27 protein-coding genes are annotated in these 23,677 nt (G+C 55.8%); 23 read left to right on the forward strand and 4 right to left on the reverse strand.

The window, feature by feature from the left end:
- Positions 1–16: 16 nt before the first annotated feature.
- Positions 17–739: an NUDIX hydrolase gene (locus O3S68_RS18595; RefSeq protein ID WP_020455517.1), complete on the reverse strand. Its 723-nt coding sequence runs from the start codon at positions 737–739 to the stop codon at positions 17–19.
- Between the two features lie 195 nt (positions 740–934).
- On the opposite strand from O3S68_RS18595, the gene prs reads away from it, so the two are divergent.
- From prs to mdcH, 10 genes are all read left to right on the forward strand, one after another.
- Positions 935–1,795, forward strand: a complete 861-nt coding sequence (gene prs, locus O3S68_RS18600; protein WP_269232186.1) for a ribose-phosphate diphosphokinase — start codon at positions 935–937, stop codon at positions 1,793–1,795.
- 13 nt (positions 1,796–1,808) lie between these two features.
- Positions 1,809–3,299, forward strand: coding sequence for a nicotinate phosphoribosyltransferase (locus O3S68_RS18605; protein ID WP_269232187.1), 1,491 nt, complete (start codon positions 1,809–1,811; stop codon positions 3,297–3,299).
- A 208-nt stretch (positions 3,300–3,507) separates the two neighbouring features.
- Positions 3,508–5,163 (forward strand): malonate decarboxylase subunit alpha, encoded by a 1,656-nt coding sequence (gene mdcA / locus O3S68_RS18610; RefSeq protein ID WP_045507892.1) that lies wholly within the window; start codon positions 3,508–3,510, stop codon positions 5,161–5,163.
- Positions 5,163–6,020: a triphosphoribosyl-dephospho-CoA synthase gene (locus O3S68_RS18615; RefSeq protein ID WP_269232188.1), complete on the forward strand. Its 858-nt coding sequence runs from the start codon at positions 5,163–5,165 to the stop codon at positions 6,018–6,020. Before mdcA ends, O3S68_RS18615 begins: the two co-directional genes overlap by 1 nt.
- A gap of 9 nt (positions 6,021–6,029) precedes the next feature.
- Positions 6,030–6,329, forward strand: coding sequence for a malonate decarboxylase acyl carrier protein (mdcC, locus tag O3S68_RS18620; RefSeq protein ID WP_020455512.1), 300 nt, complete (start codon positions 6,030–6,032; stop codon positions 6,327–6,329).
- A complete protein-coding gene (locus O3S68_RS18625; RefSeq protein WP_097406518.1) occupies positions 6,322–7,158 on the forward strand; it encodes a biotin-independent malonate decarboxylase subunit beta in 837 nt (278 codons plus the stop codon). Before mdcC ends, O3S68_RS18625 begins: the two co-directional genes overlap by 8 nt.
- The gene (gene mdcE, locus O3S68_RS18630; protein WP_269232189.1) at positions 7,155–7,955 is read left to right on the forward strand and encodes a biotin-independent malonate decarboxylase subunit gamma; all 801 of its coding nucleotides are present in this window, start codon (positions 7,155–7,157) and stop codon (positions 7,953–7,955) included. The genes O3S68_RS18625 and mdcE overlap by 4 nt, the downstream gene beginning before the upstream one ends.
- Positions 7,956–8,076: 121 nt before the next feature.
- Positions 8,077–9,036: an AEC family transporter gene (locus tag O3S68_RS18635; RefSeq protein ID WP_160268485.1), complete on the forward strand. Its 960-nt coding sequence runs from the start codon at positions 8,077–8,079 to the stop codon at positions 9,034–9,036.
- A 2-nt stretch (positions 9,037–9,038) separates the two neighbouring features.
- Positions 9,039–9,659, forward strand: coding sequence for a malonate decarboxylase holo-ACP synthase (locus tag O3S68_RS18640; protein ID WP_269232190.1), 621 nt, complete (start codon positions 9,039–9,041; stop codon positions 9,657–9,659).
- Complete coding sequence (mdcH, locus tag O3S68_RS18645; protein WP_269232191.1) at positions 9,656–10,558, forward strand: malonate decarboxylase subunit epsilon; 903 nt, start codon at positions 9,656–9,658, stop codon at positions 10,556–10,558. Before O3S68_RS18640 ends, mdcH begins: the two co-directional genes overlap by 4 nt.
- Here the strand turns inward: mdcH and O3S68_RS18650 are convergent.
- Together O3S68_RS18650 and O3S68_RS18655 are read right to left on the reverse strand one after the other, a co-directional pair.
- A complete protein-coding gene (locus tag O3S68_RS18650) occupies positions 10,542–11,486 on the reverse strand; it encodes a LysR family transcriptional regulator (RefSeq protein ID WP_269232192.1) in 945 nt (314 codons plus the stop codon). The two genes, mdcH and O3S68_RS18650, sit on opposite strands and share 17 nt — an antisense overlap.
- 27 nt (positions 11,487–11,513) lie before the next feature.
- Positions 11,514–13,418 carry an ABC transporter ATP-binding protein gene (locus O3S68_RS18655; RefSeq protein ID WP_269232193.1) on the reverse strand — a complete coding sequence of 635 codons (1,905 nt, stop codon included), beginning with the start codon at positions 13,416–13,418 and terminating at the stop codon, positions 11,514–11,516.
- A gap of 166 nt (positions 13,419–13,584) precedes the next feature.
- Here O3S68_RS18655 and kefG point away from each other — a divergent pair, with 166 nt between their 5' ends.
- The 4 genes from kefG to slyD all read left to right on the forward strand — a co-directional run bounded on the left by kefG (position 13,585) and on the right by slyD (position 16,837).
- Positions 13,585–14,139 (forward strand): glutathione-regulated potassium-efflux system ancillary protein KefG, encoded by a 555-nt coding sequence (gene kefG / locus O3S68_RS18660; protein WP_071925236.1) that lies wholly within the window; start codon positions 13,585–13,587, stop codon positions 14,137–14,139.
- Positions 14,139–15,944 carry a glutathione-regulated potassium-efflux system protein KefB gene (gene kefB, locus O3S68_RS18665; protein WP_045507920.1) on the forward strand — a complete coding sequence of 602 codons (1,806 nt, stop codon included), beginning with the start codon at positions 14,139–14,141 and terminating at the stop codon, positions 15,942–15,944. Before kefG ends, kefB begins: the two co-directional genes overlap by 1 nt.
- Positions 15,945–15,954: 10 nt before the next feature.
- Complete coding sequence (locus O3S68_RS18670; RefSeq protein WP_017459891.1) at positions 15,955–16,155, forward strand: YheV family putative zinc ribbon protein; 201 nt, start codon at positions 15,955–15,957, stop codon at positions 16,153–16,155.
- 94 nt (positions 16,156–16,249) lie between these two features.
- Complete coding sequence (gene slyD / locus O3S68_RS18675; protein ID WP_017459892.1) at positions 16,250–16,837, forward strand: peptidylprolyl isomerase; 588 nt, start codon at positions 16,250–16,252, stop codon at positions 16,835–16,837.
- Positions 16,838–16,994: 157 nt separating this feature from the next.
- Here slyD and O3S68_RS18680 read toward each other — a convergent pair whose 3' ends face one another.
- Complete coding sequence (locus tag O3S68_RS18680; protein ID WP_020455503.1) at positions 16,995–17,213, reverse strand: protein SlyX; 219 nt, start codon at positions 17,211–17,213, stop codon at positions 16,995–16,997.
- 237 nt (positions 17,214–17,450) lie between these two features.
- Here O3S68_RS18680 and fkpA point away from each other — a divergent pair, with 237 nt between their 5' ends.
- The 9 genes from fkpA to O3S68_RS18725 form a co-directional block, all read left to right on the forward strand.
- Complete coding sequence (gene fkpA / locus O3S68_RS18685) at positions 17,451–18,323, forward strand: FKBP-type peptidyl-prolyl cis-trans isomerase (protein WP_269232194.1); 873 nt, start codon at positions 17,451–17,453, stop codon at positions 18,321–18,323.
- A 159-nt stretch (positions 18,324–18,482) separates the two neighbouring features.
- Complete coding sequence (locus O3S68_RS18690; protein WP_017459895.1) at positions 18,483–19,205, forward strand: helix-turn-helix transcriptional regulator; 723 nt, start codon at positions 18,483–18,485, stop codon at positions 19,203–19,205.
- A complete protein-coding gene (gene tusD / locus O3S68_RS18695) occupies positions 19,205–19,591 on the forward strand; it encodes a sulfurtransferase complex subunit TusD (RefSeq protein WP_097406528.1) in 387 nt (128 codons plus the stop codon). The genes O3S68_RS18690 and tusD overlap by 1 nt, the downstream gene beginning before the upstream one ends.
- Positions 19,591–19,950 carry a sulfurtransferase complex subunit TusC gene (tusC, locus tag O3S68_RS18700; protein WP_269232195.1) on the forward strand — a complete coding sequence of 120 codons (360 nt, stop codon included), beginning with the start codon at positions 19,591–19,593 and terminating at the stop codon, positions 19,948–19,950. The genes tusD and tusC overlap by 1 nt, the downstream gene beginning before the upstream one ends.
- A 7-nt stretch (positions 19,951–19,957) precedes the next feature.
- Entirely contained in the window at positions 19,958–20,245 is a 288-nt protein-coding gene (gene tusB / locus O3S68_RS18705) for a sulfurtransferase complex subunit TusB (protein ID WP_045507925.1), read from the forward strand.
- 124 nt (positions 20,246–20,369) lie between these two features.
- Positions 20,370–20,744, forward strand: coding sequence for a 30S ribosomal protein S12 (gene rpsL / locus O3S68_RS18710; protein ID WP_003023654.1), 375 nt, complete (start codon positions 20,370–20,372; stop codon positions 20,742–20,744).
- 97 nt (positions 20,745–20,841) lie between these two features.
- The gene (rpsG, locus tag O3S68_RS18715; RefSeq protein ID WP_007369802.1) at positions 20,842–21,312 is read left to right on the forward strand and encodes a 30S ribosomal protein S7; all 471 of its coding nucleotides are present in this window, start codon (positions 20,842–20,844) and stop codon (positions 21,310–21,312) included.
- Between the two features lie 99 nt (positions 21,313–21,411).
- Positions 21,412–23,526, forward strand: coding sequence for an elongation factor G (gene fusA / locus O3S68_RS18720; protein WP_020455498.1), 2,115 nt, complete (start codon positions 21,412–21,414; stop codon positions 23,524–23,526).
- 70 nt (positions 23,527–23,596) lie between these two features.
- On the forward strand, positions 23,597–23,677 hold an 81-nt coding region (locus tag O3S68_RS18725), incomplete at its 3' end, for an elongation factor Tu (protein ID WP_003842260.1).

Raw genomic sequence — 23,677 nt, forward strand, 5'->3', positions numbered from 1 at the left:
GCGGGTGCCGATAGCGTTACCCATCCGCCAATAAATTCCGCGAAAACAGATGTATGTCGACGCCAGGTTTGCGCCGCCATAAACGCGCTTTACGCGCGCCGGTCGCCACGCTTTCGCCGGTCTCTTCAAACATGCCGGAGGCTTCAAAGCGGCGAATCAAACTTTTACGCTGAATCGGCTGACCAAGGATTATCTCCGTCGCTTCCTGCAATTGCGCCTGGGTAAAGCTCTCTGGCAAACAGTAAACCGGCAGTAACGAATACATGGTTTTCTGCCGCAGCCGGTGCAGCGCCGCCTGAATAATTGCCCGATGATCAAAAGCCAGTTCAATGGTATCCAGCTCACTCACCGGCACCCATTTCGCATCGCTAACGCTTGCGATATGCGGCGCGCAGGAGACCCACGAAATCAGCGCAAACCAGGCGATGGTCAGGCTCCAGCCACGCGGATCGCGCTGCGGGCCGGAAAAGGTATCCAGCTGTTCCAGCCACGATGGGGAAACACCGGTTTTTTCCGTCAGTTTGCGCAGCGCCGTGGCGCGCGTGGAATCATCCTGCGCCATATCGATAAACCCACCGGGCAATCCCCAGCGTCCTTGCTGCGGCTGGCTGGCTCGCTGAACCAATAACACACAAAGCACCTGCTGATGCAGCGTAAACAGCACGCTATCCACCGTCACCAGCGGTGAGGGGAAACGGCTGGCATCATACGTTTTCAGATACTCTGCTTCACTGATCATCGCTTACTCACTCCTTTTTACACGCCACAAGTTTATCAGCCTGCCCTGGTGCGGCAAGTTAACTTTTATCTCATTAATTTTCAAATGGTTAACTGTTTAATTTATGAATACATAAAAAAACGCTTGCCTAATAAGTGTCTTATAGACAATATTAAAAGTGTCCAAGAGACATTAATTATTGCGTCGAGGTGAAAGATGGCGAGCAGAATCGAATTATTCATTGATAACGAGCAGGTTGCACTGAGCCATGGCGTCTTTCCGGACGGAGCCGTCTGGCTCAAAGTGACCGGTAAACTTCCTTCATTCGGCCAACAGATGCGGGTGCGTGTTGCGGCGATGCGCGATATGAACGACTTTATGCTGCTGGCACAACTGGTCGACGCCGTTCGTCACGCCGCTGATATCGCGGTGAGCCATCTGGAGCTGGCGTGGTTGCCATGGGCGCGTCAGGACAGGCATATGGTGGCCGGCGACAGCTTCGCGCTGAAAGTGTTCGCCAACTTCCTCAACACACTCAATTTCAACAAAGTTTTTATACTTGACCCGCACAGCGACGCCGCTGCCGCAGCCATCACTAACTGCGTAGCCATTGCGCAGGAAAGCTGCTTAATGCAGAGCGAAACCCTGCGTCGCGCCATTGGCAAAGGCGAGCTGATGCTGGTCGCGCCGGATGCCGGTGCGCTGAAGAAAATCCATAACGTGGCAAAAGCCAGTGGCGCGCAAGAGTACGCGATCCTCACTAAAGAGCGTGATGTCGCCACCGGAAACCTGACCGGGTTTGCGCTGGTCGCCGGTGATGTGGCGGGAAAAAATGTGCTGATTGTTGACGACCTTTGCGATGCAGGCGGCACATTTATTGGTTCATCCCAGGTGCTGCGTGATGCCGGTGCCCGCAGCGTCAGCCTGTATGTCACACACGGTGTCTTTTCCAAAGGGGTAGAGAACCTGCTCAATAACGGTATCGACGCGATTTACACCACCACATCCTTCACCTCGCCTGCGCTTGCGGATCCGCGAGTTGAACTGATCGACATTGACGCTATTTTTCGCGCCTGAGGGAGACAACATCATGAATATCAATCCGATTCTGGCTATCGACGGTTACAAAGTTTCACACCGCGTGCAGTACCCGCAGGGGACAACGCAGGTTTACTCCAATTTCACGCCGCGCAGCGACCGCTTTTTCCAGTCGCCGGTGGCCGACGGCAAGCTGGTGTTCTTCGGTCTGCAGGGTTTCCTGAAGTGGTTTATGGTTGATCTGTTCAACGACGGCTTTTTTGCCCGCCCGGAAGAGGAAGTCGTTAACGAATACAAGCAGGTGATGGATAACTATCTCGGCAGGGACGCCGTGGCGGTCGATCACATTCGCGCGCTGCACCGTTTGGGCTATCTGCCGCTGCACATTAAATCGCTGGATGAAGGCAGCAAAGTGCCGATGAAAGTGCCGGTTCTGACCATTACCAATACCCGCGAGGAGTTTTTCTGGCTGGTGAACTACCTGGAAACGGTGCTTTCCGCCGAGCTGTGGAAAGCCTCCACCAATGCCACCATTGCGCACCACTACCGGAAAATTTGCGAACAATGGGCAGCAAAGACCTGCACGGATTTGTCGCACCTCGATTTCCAGTGCCACGACTTCTCGTTTCGCGGCATGGCTGGCCTGCATGATACGGCGCAGGCGGGCGCGGGGCATTTACTGAGTTTTAAAGGCACCGACAGCATTCCCTCACTGCTGTATGCCCGCGATCACTATACCGGTGGGGAAGCGTATTTTATTGGCGCCAGCATTCCGGCGACCGAGCACAGCGTGATGTGCATGGGCGAACACGACCACGAAATCGAAACGTTCCGCCGTCTGATTGCCGACCTCTACCCGCAGGGATTTGTCTCTATCGTCTCCGATACCTGGGACTACTGGCGCGTATTGACGGAATATACCCGCGAACTGAAACAGATCATTCTGGGCCGTGACGGGCGCGTGGTGTTCCGTCCGGACAGCGGTGATCCGGTAGAAATCCTTTGTGGTACAGGCGCGGATGATGACACGCGGGCAGAACGTAGCCCGGAGGAGAAAGGCTCGGTCGAAGTGCTGTGGGAAATCTTTGGCGGCACGGTCAATGAGAAGGGCTACAAAGTGCTGGATCCGCATGTCGGCCTGATTTACGGAGACTCCATTACCCTGGCGCGCGCCAATGAGATCCTGCGCCGTCTGGAGGCCAAAGGCTTCGCCAGCTCTAACGTGGTGTTCGGCGTCGGCTCGTTTACCTATCAGTACAACACCCGTGACACCTTTGGTTTTGCGATGAAAGCGACCTGGGGCGCGGTCAACGGTGAAGGGCGGATGATCTTCAAAGAGCCGAAAACCGATAACGGCCTGAAACGCTCGGCGCGCGGGTTATTGCGCGTGGATCGCGATGCGCAAGGCGAACTGCAACTGCACGATGAGCAGAGCTGGGAGCAGGAAAAAGGCGGGGAGCTGAAAACCCGCTTCCTCGACGGCAAGCTCTACCAGACCGAACATTTTGAACAGATTCGCCAGCGCCTGGCGAACCAGCGTTAATCCTCAGCTGGCGGTACGCTCGTACCGCCAGCGCCATAAACCTTTCTTTCGATGTCGAAATTGACGCACATCACAATTACTTTCCTTTGATTATTACTCTCAGGCTAATGATTTAGCCGCCTCCTTAATTGATGACTTTCTCATCACGGCGCACACTGAGTTCAGTGTTAAGCAAGTCAAAATGATGAGCTGAATCAGGAGGTTAATAATGTTATCTGGGCAAACGCCAGCACAGGTATGGAACACGCGGCGCAGCGAGAAACAGCGCCGCCTGGCGTCCATTCCCGTGCAGGGCAAGGTACTGCCGACCGGCGACCTTGTCGCCATGCTGGAAAAGCTGATTGCACCGGGCGACCGTGTGGTGCTGGAGGGGAACAACCAAAAACAGGCGGATTTCCTCTCGCGAACACTTGCCGAAGTCAATCCGCAGAAAGTCCACGACCTGCATATGATTATGCCGAGCGTCGGGCGCAGCGAACATCTGGATATTTTTGAAAAGGGCATTGCCCGCAAGCTGGATTTCTCCTTCTCCGGCACCCAGAGTCTGCGCATCTCGCAACTGCTGGAAGATGGCCTGCTGGAAATCGGCGCGATCCATACTTACATCGAACTTTACTCCCGCCTGTACGTTGATCTGTGCCCGAATGTGGCGCTGATTGCCGGTTATAAAGCGGACCGCAAAGGCAACCTTTACACCGGCCCAAGTACGGAAGATACCCCGGCGCTGGTGGAAGCCGCCGCCTTCCGCGACGGCATCGTTATCGCCCAGGTCAATGAGTTGGTGGATGACGAATGTGACCTGCCGCGTGTTGATATCCCTGGTTCCTGGATCGACTACGTAGTGGTCGCCGACAAACCGTTCTTTATCGAGCCGCTGTTTACCCGCGACCCGCGCCTCATCAAGCAAGAACACATTCTGATGGCGATGATGGCGATCAAAGGCATCTACGCCGAGCATCAGGTGCAGTCGCTCAACCACGGTATCGGTTTTAACACCGCGGCGATTGAATTGCTGCTGCCGACCTACGGTGAGCAGCTCGGCCTGAAAGGCAAAATCTGCAAACACTGGACGCTGAACCCGCACCCAACGCTGATCCCGGCGATTGAAAGCGGCTGGGTGGAAAGTGTGCACTGCTTCGGCGGCGAGTTGGGGATGGAAGAGTACATCCGTGCCCGCCCGGACGTGTTCTTCACCGGTTCCGACGGCTCCATGCGTTCTAACCGCGCGTTCTGCCAGTTAGCGGGTCAGTACGCGGTCGATATGTTTATCGGCTCGACGTTACAAGTCGATGGCCTGGCAAACTCCTCGACCGTAACGCGCGGTCGTCTCTCGGGCTTTGGTGGTGCGCCAAATATGGGCCATGACCCGCACGGTCGCCGCCACGCAACACCGGCCTGGCTGAACATGATCACCGAACCTGACCCGATGCAGCGCGGTAAAAAACTGGTAGTGCAGATGGTGGAAACTTTCCAGGCCGGTGCGAAACCCACCTTTGTGGAAAAACTCGACGCCGTGGACGTGGCGAAAACCTCCGGCATGCCGCTGGCACCAGTAATGATTTATGGCGATGACGTGACGCACGTGCTGACCGAAGAGGGGATTGCTTACCTCTATCGCGCTGAAAGCCTTGAAGAGCGCCGGGCGATGGTCGCGGCGGTGGCGGGGATCACCGATATCGGTCTGGGCGTTGACGCCAAACGTGTCGCCCAGCTTCGCCAGAGCGGCAAAGTGGTCTACCCGGAAGATATGGGCATTCGCCGCACAGACGCCACCCGTTCACTGCTGGCTGCCAGCAGCGTAGCGGATCTGGTGGAGTGGTCCGGCGGGCTGTACAACCCACCTGCGAAATTCCGGAGCTGGTAATGAAACTTCTGCCACGGATTGACGCTGAAGGCGGTGCCGAATGGTTGGCGCGAACCGCCACACTGTGTCTGATTGACGAAGCACGATTAAGCCCGAAGCCCGGTCTGGTGGACAGCCGGGGGAACGGCGCGCATCACGATTTAACGCTCGAACTGATGGAGCGTTCCGCGCATAGCCTGACCCCCACGTTTCAGGCGCTGGCGCAACAAAGCTGGCGGCGGCCAGCGGATGTGGCGCTCAGACAAACCATTGGGCGATTAGGTCGGGAAGGTGAGCAGCAGATGATGGCGGCCACCGGTGGCGTGAATACTCATCGCGGCGCGATCTGGGCATTGGGGCTGCTGGTGAGCGCGGTCGCCATGTTGGGCGGTAGCGCACCGGCACAGGCGATTGCCGCCACGGCCGCGAAGCTGGCGCAACTGCCGGATGACGCAGCGCCGAAGCTCTTCAGTAAAGGGCTGCGTGCCACGCACCGTTACCGGGTGCCTGGCGCACGTGAGGAGGCGCAGCAAGGCTTTCCGCACATCATCAAGCTGGCGCTGCCGCAGTTGCAGCACAGCCGCCAGCGCGGCAGCAACGAAGCGCAGGCCAGGCTTGATGCGCTGATGGCCATCATGACCTCGCTCAGCGATACCTGCGTGCTTTCCCGCGCGGGTCTGGAGGGGCTGGATGCGATGCGCCAGGGCGCGAGCGCGGTGCTGCAAGCCGGGGGCGTTGCGTCAATGGCCGGTCAGCAAGCGTTAGCCGAACTGGATGCGCGGATGCTGGCGCTGAACGCGTCGCCGGGCGGCGCGGCAGATTTACTCGCGGCGACACTGTTTCTCGATCGCATGACCACGCCTTATTTAGCGAATTAAGAGGAAGTTATGGAACACATTACTATAACCGTGCCTGCTGGCCGCGCATTACGCGGTAAAGCGCTGGCGGGCGTTGTGGGCTCCGGGGATATGGAGGTGTTATTCACCGCCGACCAGGGGCAAACACTGACAATTGAGATCACCACCTCCGTGGATAACAGCCGTGGACGCTGGGAAGCGTTGTTCAACCGTCTCGGTCTGGTAAGCACGCTGCCTGCGGGCCAGCTTGTGATCCACGATTTCGGCGCGACGCCCGGTGTGGCGCGCATCCGTATCGAACAGGTATTCGAAGAGGTGAGCTATGCGTGACGATCGCAGTTTTATCGAACTCAAAGCGCGCCAGCGCGCGCAGGCACTGCTCGATGACGGCAGCTACCGCGAATTGCTGGATCCGTTTGAAGGCATTATTTCGCCGTGGTTAGGCCCGCAGGGCATTGTACCGCAGGCCGATGACGGCATGGTGGTCGCCAAAGGCACCATCAACGGTCAGCCGGCGGTTGTGGTGGCGATTGAAGGCGCGTTCCAGGGCGGCAGCATGGGCGAAGTTTCCGGCGCGAAAATGGCGGCGGCACTTGAGCTGGCGGCGGAAGATAACCGTAACGGCATCCCGACCCAGGCGGTGCTGTGCCTCGAAACCGGCGGCGTGCGCTTGCAGGAAGCCAACCTTGGACTGGCGGCGATTGCCGATATTCACGCGGCGATTGTTGACCTGCGCCGTTACACGCCGGTTATCGGCATCGTTGCCGGTACGGTTGGCTGCTTCGGCGGGATGTCTATCGCCGCTGCGCTCTGTAGCTACCTGATTGTGACGCGCGAAGCCCGTCTTGGTCTGAACGGCCCGCAGGTTATCGAACAGGAAGCCGGGATTGAAGAGTACGACTCCCGCGACCGTCCGTTTATCTGGAGCATGACTGGCGGCGAAGTGCGTTATCGCAGCGGGCTGGTGGATGCGCTGGTCGGCGATGGCATCCATGCGGTGAAACAGGCGATGAATGAGGCGATTGCCAAAGGCGTACCGGCCAAACATCGCACCGATAACTACGACGATTATCTGCAACGTCTGACCCACTTCGACACCCGCAAACAAGCGGATGCCGAACAGATCAGCGCGTTGTTTGCCGGGGAGGGGAAAGCATGAGTACGACAGTAAGCCGCGGCGCGTTATGGCTGGAAAAACTGGCGCCGAATGCAACACGTCTGAGCGGGCTGTGCCCGTCCGTACGGGCAGCCGATGGCAAGGTTAATGGCGAAGCAGTGCGTTTCATTGCTGTGGTGCCGGATGCCAACAACCATTATCCGCGTGCGGCAAAAGGTGAAGTCGGTCTGCTGGAGGGCTGGACGCTGGCGAAAGTGGTAAGCGAAACCGTTGCCGCCGATGCCAACAACAGCGTGAAGCGCCCAATCATTGCGGTGATTGATGTGCCAAGCCAGGCCTATGGTCGTCGTGAAGAAGCCTTTGGTATTCACCAGGCGCTAGCCGGTGCGGCTGCGGCTTACGCCAATGCGCGGCTGGCGGGGCATCCGGTGATTGGTTTGATCGTCGGTAAAGCGATGTCCGGGGCGTTTCTGGCCCACGGCTACCAGGCGAACCGCCTGATCGCCTTTAACGATGCCGGTGTGCTGATCCACGCCATGGGCAAAGAGTCGGCGGCGCGCATTACCTTGCGTACCGTGGAGGCGCTTGAAAAACTGGCGGCCACCATTCCGCCGATGGCTTATGACATCAGTAACTACGCGACACTGGGGCTGCTTGCCGATCTGCTGAACATCAGCAACCCGGACGCGCCGTCAGACGCCGACCTGGCGCAGGTGCAGAGCACCTTGCACCAGGCCATCAACAACGCTCGTCAGGACACCACGTTGAAAAACCGTCTGGGTGCCGACAACCGCCGCAGCTCCGCTCTTGTGCGCGAACGCATGAAAGCGAGCTGGTAAGTAAAAAGAAACCTGCCAGATAGCAACGCATGGGCGCGCACGCCGCGCTCATGCGCTACTGAAAATAATAACCATCGCGCTAGTGCTATTTCTTTTCCTTTTAAAGGCTTACAGGTGATTTATGACTTACGTAATTGTTCATGCCCTCGCACCGATATTTGTCATCATGTTGCTGGGTTTCTGGGCGGGAAAGGCCAAAATGGTCGACAACAAAAACGTTTCCCTGCTGAATATCTTTGTAATGGATTTTGCTCTGCCCGCTGCGCTGTTTAGCGCTACCGTGCAGACGCCGTGGACCGGGATCATCGCGCAGTCACCGCTGATTCTGGTGCTGACCCTCTCCATGTGGATTACCTATGCCGCCATCTATTTTCTGGCGACCTCGGTTTTCAAAAAATCGCCGCAGGATGCCGCCGTACTGACGCTGACTGTCGCGCTGCCGAACTACGCCGCGCTCGGCCTGCCAATTCTGGGCAGCGTGCTGGGTGAAGGCCCGTCGACATCGCTCTCCGTTGCAGTTTCCATCGCCTGTGGTTCCGTGCTGATGACGCCGTTCTGCTTACTGATCCTTGAGCGTGAAAAAGCGCGAGCCGCGGGTGACAACACCGGTTCTACGCTGGCCATGCTGCCGGTACTGATGTGGCGCTCGGTGAAAAAACCGATTGTCTGGGGGCCGCTGCTGGGCGTGGTGCTCTCCGCTATCGGTATCAAAATGCCGGAACTGGTACTGGCATCCATCAAACCGCTTGGTCTCGCTGCGACGGCTGCGGCGCTGTTCCTGACCGGTGTGATCCTCTCGGCGCGAAAACTGGCGATTAACACCATGGTTATTTCTGCCACCATCACCAAGCTGCTGATCCAACCAGCGATTGCGTGGGGAATTGTGCTGGTGTTGGGTCTGCACGGTTCGGTGGCAATCACCGCTATCCTGATGATTGCCCTGGCGGCAGGTTTCTTCGGTGTGGTATTTGGTAACCGCTTTGGCGTGCAATCGCCGGATGCAGAAGCCGTGCTGCTGTTGAGCTCTGTGCTCTGTATCCTGTCGCTGCCGCTGTTTATCTCGCTGACTTCAGGAATGTAATCATGACCGCAACATTACGCCCACACGATCTGCTCTGGCTTCGCGCACAAGATGCGCTGGAAGGGGTAACCGAACCCTGGGTCGCAGAGATCTGGCACGCCGGTTTACCGGTGGTGGTGCGGCGTGATGTTGCCCAAAACGGACGCATCCCCGTTGGCGTACGCGGCCTGCGCCGCGACCAGCGCGCGGCGGGGTGGGTAAAGCCTGAACAGGTTATCCGTGTGGTCTCACCCGAACAACTGGTCGCACCGCAAGAACTGCCGCGTTCGCCGTTTATCTCCCAGCCACCGGTACAACTGGCGCTGCAACTGGCGCAGTTTAGCTGGCCGTGGACGTGGGGAGTGACCGGCAGCAGCGGTTATGCGCTGGCGACCGGCATTCCGGTTATCCATGCGACCAGCGATCTCGACTTGCTGATCCGCGCGCCGGAACCGCTCTCCATTCGCGATCTGGCCCGCTGGCAACAGCAGCTTAGCGGCGGGCTTTGCCGGGCGGATACCCAGGTGGAAACGCCGAACGGCGGCTTTGCCTTAGCCGAGTGGCTGCGTGACGGGCGGGTGATGCTGAAAACCAACCACGGACCGCGTCTGGTGAGCGATCCGTGGCAAAGGGAGGATTCATGAAGATCATCTTTACTTTTCCGGGGCAGGGGACACAACGCCCGGGCATGTTACAAGCGCTTCCCGGCAGTGAAATGGACCAGGCCCGCGACCTGTTGGGTGCGGAAATCGACACCCTCGATACCGCCGAATCGCTAAAACATACCCGCGCGGTTCAACTGGCGCTGCTGATTGCCGGTGTCGCCTGGGCGCGCGAATTACAGCGGCGGGGCGTGCAAGCGGATATCACCAGCGGCCTGTCGATTGGCGCGTATCCGGCGGCGGTCGTGGCCGGCGCGCTCGATTTTCAGGATGCGCTGCGCCTGGTGGCCTTGCGTGGTGATTTAATGGAACAGGCGTATCCGCATGGTTACGGGCTGACGGCGATCATGGGGCTGACGTTGCCTACGGTGGAAACGCTGATCGAAGGCAGCGGAGCCTATATCGCTAATCTCAATGCCGAAACGCAGATTGTTATTGCCGGCAGCGATGAGGCGATGGCGCAGGTGGCGCAACGGGCATTAGCAAAAGGGGCCAGCAAGGCGCAGCGCCTCGCGGTCAGCGTACCTTCCCACTGTGCATTGCTGGAAAAACCCGCCGAAAAACTAGCGCAGGCGTTTGCAGATGTGACGCTCCGCCGCCCGCAGTGCGCTTATTTAAGCGGTAGCACCGGGCGCGTGTTATGGCAGCCGGAGAAAATCGCTGACGATCTGGCGTGGAATATGGCGCGCACCGTGCGCTGGCAGGAGGCGGCCGTTGCCGCTAATGAACGTGACGCGCGGCTGGCGATTGAAATGCCGCCGGGCGGTATTCTGACCTGCCTGACCCGGCAAGCCGCGTGGAACGGCGAAAGCATTTCGCTGGAGCGCAGCGGTGTGGAGGTGGCGGTACATCTGGCGAATCGCCTCAGGATGCAGGCGTAATGTTTTCTTGCAGGCTGCGGGCGTACATGCGGCCTTCCGCCGCCAGCGCCAGCAAGTTGGGATCGCGCTCGCGATTGCGGGAAAAGACAATGGCGATCAACTGCTGCATTTGATACGGCTCGGCGAGGCGCAACATTTGCACTGATCCTTCGTAGACTTTCTTCATTCTTCCCGGTATCAGCGTAAAGCCGACGCCCGCCTGCACCAGGCTCAGCATAGAGAAGATGTCATTGACGCGGGTGACAATTTCCGGCTCAAAACTGGCAATATGAAACGCTTCCTGAAAACCGGCATAGGTGGCGAAGCCTTCGGCCAGCGAGACAAATTTTTGCGTGCGGTAGTCGCGCAGATCGGCCAGCGTATCGGTTTCAAGCGTTGCGCTCGCCGGTGCGGCAAGGAAGATGTCGTCATGAAACAGCGGCAGAACTTCGAGGTTGTTGCGGTCGATTTCGCTTTCTGAAATGGAGATCAAAATCGCGTCGAGCCTGCCTTCCTCAAGCATCTGCAACAGCGCTTCGTTCGAGCCCATCGTCAGATCCATCTCCAGATCCGGACGCCGCAATTTCATTCCCATTATCAGCCGCGGTACGGTTTCCAGCGTCAGGGAGTAGAGCGTGCCAACGCGCAACCGCCCCTGGCCAACGCCGGCAGTTTTACGCGCCTCATCCAGCCCACGCTCCATTAACTGCGTCACTTCCTGGCAATACTCCAGCAGCGTCCACGCGGCAGGCAGCGGGATCAGGTTACGGCCTTTGTGGGCAAACAGCGGACAACGGACATTTTCTTCCAGCGTGTGCAGCGCACGGTGTACGCTCACGCCGCTGAGATTGAGCGCTTCGGCGGCACGCGCAATATTGCCTTTTTCCATAAAGGTCATGAAGATGCCCAGCTTGCGAAACGTAATGTCGTTGGTGATATCCAGATTCATAAGCTCTCCCGCCGCCGTTGTTGCGTGTTACTCCCCTTGCAACATGGCTTCCAGTTGCTCGTGCGCTTCCAGCCAGGCCATCTCGCACGCTTCGAGGCCCGATTTTGCCGCCGCCTGTTGTTGCAGACAGGTGGTGAGCTCTGCTTTACGGCTTTGATCGTAAAGCCCGCTATCACCGAGTTTCTCTTCGGCCTGGGCAAGCTGGGTGTTAAGTTTTTCCATCTCTTTTTCCAGCCGGGCAATCTCTTTGCGCAGCGGCTGAGTTTGCGTGCGCAGCTCGGCTTCCCGGCGCTTCTGATCTTTGCGCGCCTGGGCGCTGTTGGCGCTCTCTTTCACCGTATCCGCAGGCTGGCTCTCCTGTTTTTGCACGTCGCTCAGCCACTGCTGATAATCTTCCAGATCGCCTTCGAACGGCTCTACTTTGCCGTCGTGCACCAGGTAGAGATCGTCTGTGGTGGAGCGAATCAGGTGGCGGTCATGCGACACGACCACTAACGCGCCTTCAAACTCAATCAGCGCTTCGGTCAGTGCCTGGCGCATATCGAGATCGAGGTGGTTGGTCGGTTCATCCAGCAGCAGCAGGTTTGGACGCTGCCAGACGATCAATGCCAGCACCAGACGCGCTTTTTCGCCGCCGGAGAAGCGCTCGGTTATTTCCGTGACTTTATCGCCCTGGAAACCAAAGCCGCCCAGGTAATCGCGCAGTTTCTGCTCCAGCTCCTGCGGTGCGAGGCGCGCCAGGTGCTGCAACGGCGATTCGTCGGCGCGTAAAAATTCCAGTTGATGCTGGGCGAAGTAACCGAGCTTAATACCTTTTGCCAGCCCGATTTCACCGCTCTGCGCCGCCAGCTCACCGGCCAGCAGTTTGATAAGCGTGGATTTACCCGCGCCGTTACGCCCCAGCAGGCCAATGCGCGAACCCGGCACCAGGTTGAGCTTAATGGCGTTCAGAATGGTGCGATCGCCGTAACCGGCGCTCACTTTTTCCATCTTTAATAGCGGGTTAGGCAGACTTTCCGGCGGGCGGAAACTGAAGTGGAACGGGTTATCAACATGCGCCGGGGCAATCAGCTCCATACGCTCAAGCATTTTGATACGGCTTTGCGCCTGCTTCGCCTTGCTGGCTTTCGCTTTGAAGCGGTCGATAAAACTTTGCAGATGGGCAACGCGCTGCTGCTGGCTTTCGTAAGTGGCCTGCTGCTGAGCAAGGCGTGTGGCGCGCTGGCGCTCAAACGAGCTGTAGTTGCCGGTATATTCGAACAGGCTTTGCTGCTCAATATGCAGAATTTTGTCCACCACCGGATCGAGAAAATCACGGTCGTGGGAAATCAGAATCAGTGTCCCCTGGTAGCTTTTCAGCCATTTTTCCAGCCAGATCACCGCATCGAGATCGAGGTGGTTGGTCGGTTCATCAAGCAGCAGTAAGTCGGAGCGGCAAATCAGCGCCTGCGCGAGGTTTAAACGCATACGCCAGCCACCGGAGAAGTCGCTTACCGGGCGCTCCAGTTGCTCGTTGCTGAAACCCAGACCGTGCAGCAGACTGGACGCGCGCGCGCGAATAGTCCACGCGTCGATGGCGTCGAGCTTTCCGTGCACGGTGGCGATGGCGTGACCATCGTTACGTTCGTTGGCGGCGTTCAGTTCGGCTTCAAGCTGGCGGTATTCGCGATCGCCATCGATTACATAGTCTATAGCCGCTTCATTCAGCGCTGGCGTTTCCTGGTTCACCCATGCCAGTTGCCAGGTGCCGGGAAACGTGAAGCTGCCGCCGTCGGCACCGATCTCGTTTTTCAATAGCGACAGCAGCGTTGATTTGCCGCAGCCGTTTTTACCCACCAGGCCTACTTTCTGGCCCGGGTTAATGGTGGCTGTGGCGTTATCCAGCAGGACACGCACGCCGCGACGAATTTGTAACGAGGAGAAAACAATCATAAGGCGCCGTATGTTCAGACTATGTTAATTTGTCATTATGATAATGTAAGAGTGCGGCCAAAAGACGCACCGGGGCCGCAATGGTAGCCCAAAATGAAGATGATAGACAAAATCATTCTGGCAGCGCCCACAGGCCGCTCGCCAGAGTTTGACACCCGGGAGGGGAATGATGTCGCAGACAGCGAAAGTGTTGCTGCTGTATGCCCATCCGGAATCACAGGACTCGGTGGCTAACCGGGTTTTGCTTAAGCCGGCAACGCAGCTGCAAAATGTCACGGTGCACGATCTTTATGCCCGTTACCCTGACTTTTTTATCGATATTCCTTATGAACAGGCGTTGCTGCGTGAGCATGACGTCATTGTGTTTCAACATCCGTTATATACCTACAGTTGCCCGGCGCTGCTCAAAGAGTGGCTTGATCGTGTGTTAAGCCGTGGCTTTGCCAGCGGCATTGGCGGGAACCAACTCGCGGGAAAGTATTGGCGTAGCGTGGTCACCACCGGGGAACCGGAGGCCGCGTATCGCCACGATGGGCTTAACCGCTACTCCATGAATGATATTTTGCGCCCCTTTGAGCTGACTGCCGCCATGTGCCGCATGCACTGGTTAAGCCCGATTATTGTGTACTGGGCGCGCCGGCAACAGCCGCAGGAGTTGGCGAGTCACGCCAAAGCGTATGGTGACTGGCTGGCGTCACCGTTGCCTGTGGGAGGCCGTTAATGGAAGGTTCCGCGCTTTTACTGGCCGGTGTGTTATTTCTTTTTGCGGCGGTGGTCGCTGTTCCGCTTGCCGCGCGTTTAGGGATTGGCGCGGTGCTCGGCTACCTGCTTGCGGGTATCGCGATTGGCCCGTGGGGGCTGGGGTTTATCAGCGATGTTGATGAAATCCTCCATTTCTCCGAGCTGGGCGTGGTGTTTCTGATGTTTATCATCGGGCTGGAGCTGAACCCGCGAAAACTTTGGGAACTTCGGCGCTCCATCTTTGGCGTCGGCGCGGCGCAGGTGCTGCTGAGTGCGGCGATCCTCGCCGGGCTGCTGATGCTGACGCAATTTTCCTGGCAGGCGGCGGTGATTGGCGGTATCGGCCTGGCGATGTCTTCCACCGCGATGGCGCTGCAACTGATGCGCGATAAAGGCATGAACCGCAGCGAATCCGGCCAACTGGGATTTTCGGTGCTGCTGTTTCAGGATTTAGCTGTGATCCCGGCGCTGGCGCTGGTGCCGTTGCTGGCGGGCAATGGTGATGAGCATCTCGACTGGATGAAGGTTGGCATGAAAGTGCTGGCGTTCGCGGGCATGTTGATTGGCGGGCGTTATTTGCTGCGGCCTGTGTTTCGCTTTATTGCCGGTTCCGGCGTGCGTGAAGTGTTTACCGCCGCGACCTTACTGTTGGTGCTTGGCTCGGCGCTGTTTATGGATGCGCTGGGGTTATCGATGGCGCTGGGAACCTTTATCGCCGGTGTGTTGCTGGCTGAAAGTGAATATCGCCACGAGCTGGAGATCGCCATCGAGCCTTTTAAGGGGCTGTTGCTGGGGCTGTTTTTTATTTCCGTTGGCATGGCGCTGAACCTTGGGGTGCTCTATACCCATCTGTTATGGGTGGTACTGAGCGTTGCGGTACTGGTGGCAGTGAAATCACTGGTGCTGTACGGGCTGGCGCGAATATACGGTTTGCGCAGTTCGGAGCGTATGCAGTTCGCCGGTGTGTTAAGCCAGGGGGGTGAATTCGCGTTTGTCTTGTTCTCCTCGGCGTCTTCTCAGCGCTTGTTCCAGAACGATCAAATGGCGCTGCTGCTGGTCACCGTCACGTTGTCGATGATGACCACACCGCTGCTGATGCGCGGCGTGGATAAACTTCTCTCCCGGCGTTTTAACACCCCGGAAGATGAAGATGAGACTCCATGGGTGGAAGACGACAAACCGCAGGTGATTGTGGTGGGGTTTGGGCGTTTTGGCCAGGTGATTGGCCGCTTGTTAATGGCGAACAAGATGCGCATTACCGTGCTTGAGCGCGATATCAGCGCCGTCAACCTGATGCGTAAATATGGTTATAAGGTCTATTACGGGGATGCAACCCAGGTTGAGCTGCTGCGCTCGGCGGGCGCGGAGGCGGCGCAATCGATCGTCATCACCTGTAATGACCCGCTGGATACGATGAAGCTGGTGGAGATTTGCCAGCAGCATTTTCCGAACCTGGCAATCCTGGCTCGCGCCCGTGGGCGTGTGGAAGCACATGAACTCCTGCAGGCCGGTGTGACGCAGTTTTCCCGCGAGACCTTCTCCAGTGCGCTGGAGTTAGGACGCAAGACGCTTATTTCGCTGGGGATGCATCCGCATCAGGCTCAGCGTGCGCAACTGCACTTTAAACGTTTAGATATGCGTATGCTGCGCGAGCTGATGCCGGTGCATACCGATACGATGCAAATTTCCCGTGTCCGCGAAGCGCGGCGCGAGCTGGAGGAGATTTTCCAGCGTGAAATGCAGCAAGAGCGTCGCCAGCTGGATGGCTGGGACGAGTTTGAATAAGGGGAATCGAATGGCTGTACGAAAACGTTTTATCGCCGGGGCGGTTTGCCCGGCATGCCAGGCGAAGGACTCAATGGCAATGTGGCGTGAGAATAATGTTGATATTGTTGAGTGCGTTAAGTGTGGGCACCAGATGCGTGAAGCGGATAAAGAAGCCCGCGAGCATGTTCGCAAAGATGAGCAAGTGATTGGCATTTTTCATCCGGACTAGCGAGATCGGGCAGCTTTTTTTAAGCTAAAGGGTACACGGGTGCAGAATTCCGCTACAATCTGCGCCAGTAATTTTCCCACGCTCAGGAGATATCATGAAAGTAGCAAAAGACCTGGTGGTCAGCCTGGCCTATCAGGTACGTACAGAAGACGGTGTATTGGTTGATGAGTCTCCGGTGAGTGCGCCGCTGGACTACCTGCACGGTCACGGTTCCCTGATCTCTGGTCTGGAAAACGCGCTGGACGGTCACGAAGTCGGCGACAAATTCGATGTGGCTGTTGGCGCGAACGACGCTTACGGTCAGTACGACGAAAACCTGGTGCAGCGCGTACCGAAAGACGTCTTTATGGGCGTTGACGAGCTGCAGGTTGGCATGCGCTTCCTGGCGGAAACCGACCAGGGCCCGGTACCGGTAGAAATCACCGAAGTGGAAGACGACCACGTTGTTGTTGACGGCAACCACATGCTGGCTGGCCAGAATCTGAAGTTCAACGTTGAAGTTGTCGCTATCCGCGAAGCAACCGAAGAAGAGCTGGCTCACGGCCACGTTCACGGTCCGCATGGTCACGATCATGACCACGACCACGATCATGACGGTTGCTGCGGCGGCCACGGTCACGATCACGGTCATGACCACGGGAAAGGTGGTTGCGGCGGTAACGGTGGCTGCGGTTGCCACTAATACGCGTCGTCTTTCGCGTCGCAGGGGCGTTGGCTTCGCTTTTAAACCCCGGTCGCATAGTTTTCTGTGCTCCCGGGGATTTTCAAGTTTGTCGCCTGCCTGCAACACGAAATCCATAGCGTCAGTGATGAGCGGGGAAACCCGCTTTTTTTACGCCTTAATAATGGGGCGGCGGCGTCTCTTCGGAAGGGGATGCCATGTGCGAAGGCTGGCTGGCTTTGAGCTTTTCTGCCATTAACCGCAGATGTTCGCGCAGCTTCGCCATTTCCAGTTCATGGGCGACAACCGTCTGGTTCAATTCCTCAATGGTCTTCTCCTGAAAAGCCAACCGGCTTTCCAGTTCCGCCAGTCGCGCTTCTATTGTTAACTCATGCATACATCACCTCTGGATTGCGTCCGGCCCGATTTTCATTAAACGGGCGAATTTTACTTAACTTTGCCGCCAGGTACAGCTCTGGCAAAGAAAAGCAGAAACTTATTTAAACAAAAATAGTCAGAAAACAGGTGAATTCAGGTGGTGTCCTTATGTTGATTTCCACCGCAACGCTTTATAGTACGTCTCTTACTTTTTGTTTAACCCTGGGGCGAGATGCCCCGGCCCCTGGAGAAATGGATGAAATCACTGTTTAAAGTCACGCTGCTGGCGACCACGATGGCCGTCGCCCTTCACGCACCGATCTCTTTCGCTGCCGATGCTGCTGCAAAGAAAGAACCGGCTGCAGCAGCTGACAGCAAAGCGGCATTTAAAAATGACGACCAGAAATCCGCCTATGCGCTGGGCGCTTCGCTGGGCCGCTACATGGAAAACTCGCTGAAAGAGCAGGAAAAACTGGGCATCAAACTGGATAAAGCTCAGCTGATCGCTGGTGTTCAGGACGCGTTTGCCGATAAGAGCAAACTGAGTGACCAGGAGATCGAACAAACCCTGCAAGCGTTTGAGACCCGTGTGAAAACTGCCGCGCAGGATCGCATGGAAAAAGACGCTGCTGACAACGAAGCGAAAGGCAAAGCCTTCCGTGACACCTTCGCTAAAGAGAAAGGTGTGAAAACGTCCGATACCGGTCTGCTGTACAAAGTAGAGAAAGAAGGTACCGGCGATGCGCCGAAAGACAGCGACACAGTTGTTGTGAACTACAAAGGTACGCTGATCGACGGTAAAGAGTTCGATAACTCTTACACCCGTGGTGAGCCGCTCTCTTTCCGTCTTGATGGTGTTATCCCAGGCTGGACTGAAGGCCTGAAAAACATCAAAAAAGGCGGCAAGATCAAACTGGTTATCCCGCCGGCACTGGCTTACGGAAAAACTGGCGTTCCGGGTATTCCGGCTAACTCCACGCTGGTATTCGATGTTGAGCTGTTGGATATCAAGGCCGCGCCGAAAGCCGATGCCGCAGCGCCGAAAGCTGACGCCCCGACGGCAGATGCTGCTCCGGCAGCCGGTGATAAAGCTGCAGACGCGAAAGCCGCAGACACCAGTAAGAAATAAAATTTGCAATAACGCCGCCTTCGGGCGGCGTTTTTTTTTGCAGCAGGGATATAATTCTGGAAAGCTTAACCTACGATGTATTAATTTATATCCCCATATAAATACTGAGCCTGCCCTGAAAACATAACGACAGGTTCCTGAAAAGGAGTGTTTTTTTTCATGTCCAGGTCGCTATTAACCAACGAAACCAGTGAGCTTGATTTACTGGATCAACGTCCTTTCGATCAGACCGACTTCGATATCCTGAAATCCTATGAAGCGGTGGTGGACGGGTTAGCGATGCTCATTGGCAGCCACTGTGAAATCGTTTTGCACTCCCTGCAAGATTTGAAATGTTCCGCAATCCGTATTGCCAATGGCGAACACACAGGGCGTAAAATTGGCTCGCCCATCACCGATCTCGCCCTGCGCATGCTGCATGATATGACCGGTGCCGACAGTAGCGTATCGAAGTGCTACTTCACGCGTGCGAAAAGCGGTGTGCTGATGAAGTCCGTCACTATTGCTATCCGTAACCGCGATCACCGCGTGATTGGCCTGTTATGCATCAACATGAACCTTGATGTGCCGTTCTCACAGATCATGAGCACCTTTGTGCCGCCGGAAACGCCTGATGTTGGCTCTTCGGTGAACTTTGCTTCCTCGGTGGAAGATCTGGTCATGCAAACGCTGGAGTTCACCATTGAAGAGGTCAACGCTGATCGTAACGTTTCCAACAACGCCAAGAATCGCCAGATCGTACTGAACCTCTACGAGAAGGGAATCTTTGATATCAAAGATGCTATCAACCAGGTCGCCGATCGCCTCAATATTTCCAAGCACACCGTTTACCTCTATATCCGCCAGTTCAAAAGCGGCGATTTTTCCGTACAGGATCGTTAATGCGTTTTGCCCTGATGGTCACCGGCCCGGCGTATGGTACGCAACAGGCCAGCAGCGCGTACCAGTTTGCGCAGGCGCTACTGGATGCCGGGCATACACTAGCCAGCGTCTTTTTTTATCGCGAAGGGGTGAGCAATGCCAACGCGCTCACTGCGCCCGCCAGTGATGAATTTGACCTGGTTCGCGCCTGGCAACGCCTGAATGAGGAACATCAGGTCGAGCTGCATATCTGCGTTGCCGCCGCATTGCGTCGTGGCGTTGTTGATGATGCCGAAGCACAACGTCTGGCGCTGCCTGGTGCAAATCTGCAAGCCGGTTTTTCACTGACCGGCCTTGGCGCGCTGGCGGAAGCCGCGCTCTCTTGCGATCGGGTGGTGCAATTCTGATGCAACGTATCGCCTTTGTATTTACTTCAGCGCCGCATGGCTCCTCTTCTGGTCGCGAAGGGCTGGATGCGTTGCTGGCGACTTCTGCGTTTACCGACGATATTGGCGTGTTTTTTATTGGTGATGGTGTATTCCAGTTGCTGGCCAATCAGCGGCCGGATGGGGTATTAGCGCGCGATTACATCGCGACGTTTAAAGTTCTGCCGCTTTATGATATCGAACAGTGCTGGCTGTGTGCAGATTCGCTACGTGAGCGTGGGTTAGGCGAGGAGACAACCTTCGTGTTGCCGGCTCAGCGCCTGGAACCGGACGCGCTGCGCGAAAAGCTCGATAGCTACACCGTCGTTCTGACCTTTTGAGGCATTTATGCTGCATACCTTGTCCCGCTCTCCCTGGCAGTGTGATATGGCGTCGATGCTCCGTTTGCTGCGCCCCGGCGACGATCTGCTGCTGCTTTCAGATGGCGTAACGGCGGCCTTGCAAAATGGGCGCTATGTTGAGTTATTGCTAAACGCCCCCATAACTGTGCACGCGCTGAAAGAAGATATCGATGCCCGTGGTCTGGGTGGTCAAATTTCAAGCAGCGTTGTCAGGGTTGGCTATACTGATTTCGTTAGCCTGACGGTGAAAAACGCTGTTCAGATGCATTGGTAATGTGTGATCGCTGTATATTTCTTGACACCTTTTAAGCACAGCCATAAAATTCTGCGTCCTCATATTATATGAGGTCGTTTTATTACGTGTTTACGAAGCAAAAGCTAAAACCAGGAGCTATTTAATGGCAACAGTTAACCAGCTGGTACGCAAACCACGCGCTCGCAAAGTTGCAAAAAGCAACGTGCCTGCGCTGGAAGCATGCCCGCAAAAACGTGGCGTATGTACTCGCGTATATACTACCACCCCGAAAAAACCGAACTCCGCACTGCGTAAAGTATGTCGTGTTCGTTTGACCAACGGTTTTGAAGTGACTTCCTACATCGGTGGTGAAGGTCACAACCTGCAGGAGCACTCCGTGATCCTGATCCGTGGCGGTCGTGTAAAAGACCTCCCGGGTGTTCGTTACCACACTGTACGTGGCGCGCTCGACTGCTCCGGTGTTAAAGACCGTAAGCAATCTCGCTCCAAATACGGCGTGAAACGTCCTAAGGCTTAATGGTTCTCCGTTAAGTAAGGCCAAACTGTTTTAACTTTAATGTCAAACTAAACTCTTAGAGTTTTGGACAATCCTGAATTAACAACGGAGTATTTCCATGCCACGTCGTCGTGTTATTGGTCAGCGTAAAATTCTGCCGGATCCGAAGTTCGGATCAGAACTGCTGGCTAAATTTGTCAATATCCTGATGGTAGACGGTAAAAAATCTACTGCAGAAGCAATCGTATACAGCGCGCTTGAGACCCTGGCTCAGCGTTCTGGTAAAAATGAACTGGAAGCTTTCGAAGTAGCTCTCGAAAACGTGCGCCCGACTGTCGAAGTTAAGTCTCGCCGCGTTGGTGGTTCTACTTATCAGGTTCCGGTTGAAGTTCGTCCGGTTCGTCGTAATGCTCTGGCAATGCGTTGGATCGTTGAAGCTGCTCGTAAACGCGGTGATAAATCCATGGCTCTGCGCCTGGCGAACGAACTTTCCGATGCTGCGGACAACAAAGGTACTGCAGTTAAAAAACGTGAAGACGTTCACCGTATGGCCGAAGCCAACAAGGCGTTCGCACACTACCGTTGGTAATCCCTTCGGAGTTTTAGTCACATGGCGGGCGCTTCAAGCAAGTGGCCCGCCGTTTGGCAACTTAAATCTGAACGCCTAAAGAGACAAACGAGGAATCAAATGGCTCGTACAACACCCATCGCACGCTACCGTAACATTGGTATCAGTGCGCACATCGACGCCGGTAAAACCACGACTACCGAACGTATTCTGTTCTACACCGGTGTAAACCACAAAATCGGTGAAGTTCATGACGGCGCCGCAACCATGGACTGGATGGAGCAGGAGCAGGAGCGTGGTATTACCATTACCTCCGCAGCGACTACTGCATTCTGGTCTGGTATGGCGAAGCAGTATGAACCGCATCGCGTAAACATCATCGACACCCCGGGGCACGTTGACTTCACCATCGAAGTAGAACGTTCCATGCGTGTTCTTGACGGTGCGGTAATGGTTTACTGCGCCGTTGGTGGTGTTCAGCCGCAGTCTGAAACCGTATGGCGTCAGGCAAACAAATATAAAGTTCCGCGCATTGCGTTCGTTAACAAAATGGACCGCATGGGCGCTAACTTCCTGAAAGTTGTTGGTCAGATCAAAACCCGTCTGGGCGCGAACCCGGTTCCGCTGCAGCTGGCAATTGGTGCTGAAGAAGGTTTCACCGGTGTTGTTGACCTGGTGAAAATGAAAGCCATCAACTGGAACGATGCAGACCAGGGCGTTACCTTCGAATACGAAGATATCCCGGCTGAGATGCAGGATCTGGCTGACGAATGGCACCAGAACCTGATCGAATCCGCTGCTGAAGCTTCTGAAGAGCTGATGGAGAAATACCTGGGTGGTGAAGAACTGACTGAAGAAGAGATCAAAAAAGCTCTGCGTCAGCGTGTTCTGAACAACGAAATCATCCTGGTAACTTGTGGTTCTGCATTTAAGAACAAAGGTGTTCAGGCGATGCTGGATGCGGTAGTTGACTACCTGCCGTCCCCGACTGACGTACCTGCGATCAACGGTATCCTGGACGATGGTAAAGATACTCCGGCTGAGCGTCACGCAAGTGATGAAGAGCCGTTCTCTGCGCTGGCGTTCAAAATCGCTACCGACCCGTTCGTTGGTAACCTGACCTTCTTCCGTGTTTACTCCGGTGTGGTTAACTCTGGTGATACCATCCTGAACTCCGTGAAAGCTGCACGTGAGCGTTTCGGTCGTATCGTTCAGATGCACGCTAACAAACGTGAAGAGATCAAAGAAGTTCGCGCTGGCGACATCGCTGCTGCTATCGGTCTGAAAGACGTGACCACTGGTGACACCCTGTGTGACCCGGATCATCCGATCATTCTGGAACGTATGGAATTCCCGGAACCGGTAATCTCCATCGCGGTAGAACCGAAAACCAAAGCTGACCAGGAAAAAATGGGTCTGGCTCTGGGCCGTCTGGCGAAAGAAGACCCGTCATTCCGCGTATGGACTGATGAAGAATCTAACCAGACCATTATCGCCGGTATGGGTGAGCTGCACCTCGACATCATCGTTGACCGTATGAAACGTGAATTCAACGTTGAAGCGAACGTCGGTAAACCTCAGGTTGCTTACCGCGAAGCGATTCGTGCGAAAGTTACCGATATCGAAGGTAAACACGCTAAGCAGTCTGGTGGTCGCGGTCAGTATGGTCATGTTGTTATCGACATGTACCCGCTGGAGCCGGGCTCAAACCCGAAAGGTTACGAGTTCATCAACGACATCAAAGGTGGTGTAATTCCTGGCGAATACATCCCGGCCGTTGATAAAGGTATCCAGGAACAGCTGAAATCTGGTCCGCTGGCGGGTTACCCGGTAGTTGATCTCGGTGTGCGTCTGCACTTCGGTTCTTACCACGACGTTGACTCCTCTGAACTGGCGTTTAAACTGGCTGCGTCTATTGCCTTTAAAGATGGCTTTAAGAAAGCAAAACCAGTTCTGCTTGAGCCGATCATGAAGGTTGAAGTAGAGACTCCGGAAGAGAACACCGGTGACGTAATCGGTGACCTTAGCCGTCGTCGCGGTATGCTGCGCGGTCAGGAATCTGAAGTTACTGGCGTTAAGATCCACGCTGAAGTTCCGCTGTCTGAAATGTTCGGATATGCAACTCAGCTGCGTTCTCTGACCAAAGGTCGTGCGTCTTATACTATGGAATTCCTGAAGTATGATGATGCGCCGAACAACGTTGCTCAGGCCGTAATTGAAGCCCGTGGTAAATAAGCCGCAGGGTTAAAACCAAAGTCCCGTGCTCTCTCCAAAGAGGGAGAGTACTATAGTAAGGAATAAAGCCGTGTCTAAAGAAAAATTTGAACGTACAAAACCGCACGTCAACGTCGGTACTATCGGCCACGTTGACCATGGTAAAACTACT

The sequence above is a fragment of the Kosakonia sp. SOY2 genome (assembly GCF_027109175.1).
Taxonomy (GTDB): Bacteria; Pseudomonadota; Gammaproteobacteria; order Enterobacterales; family Enterobacteriaceae; genus Kosakonia.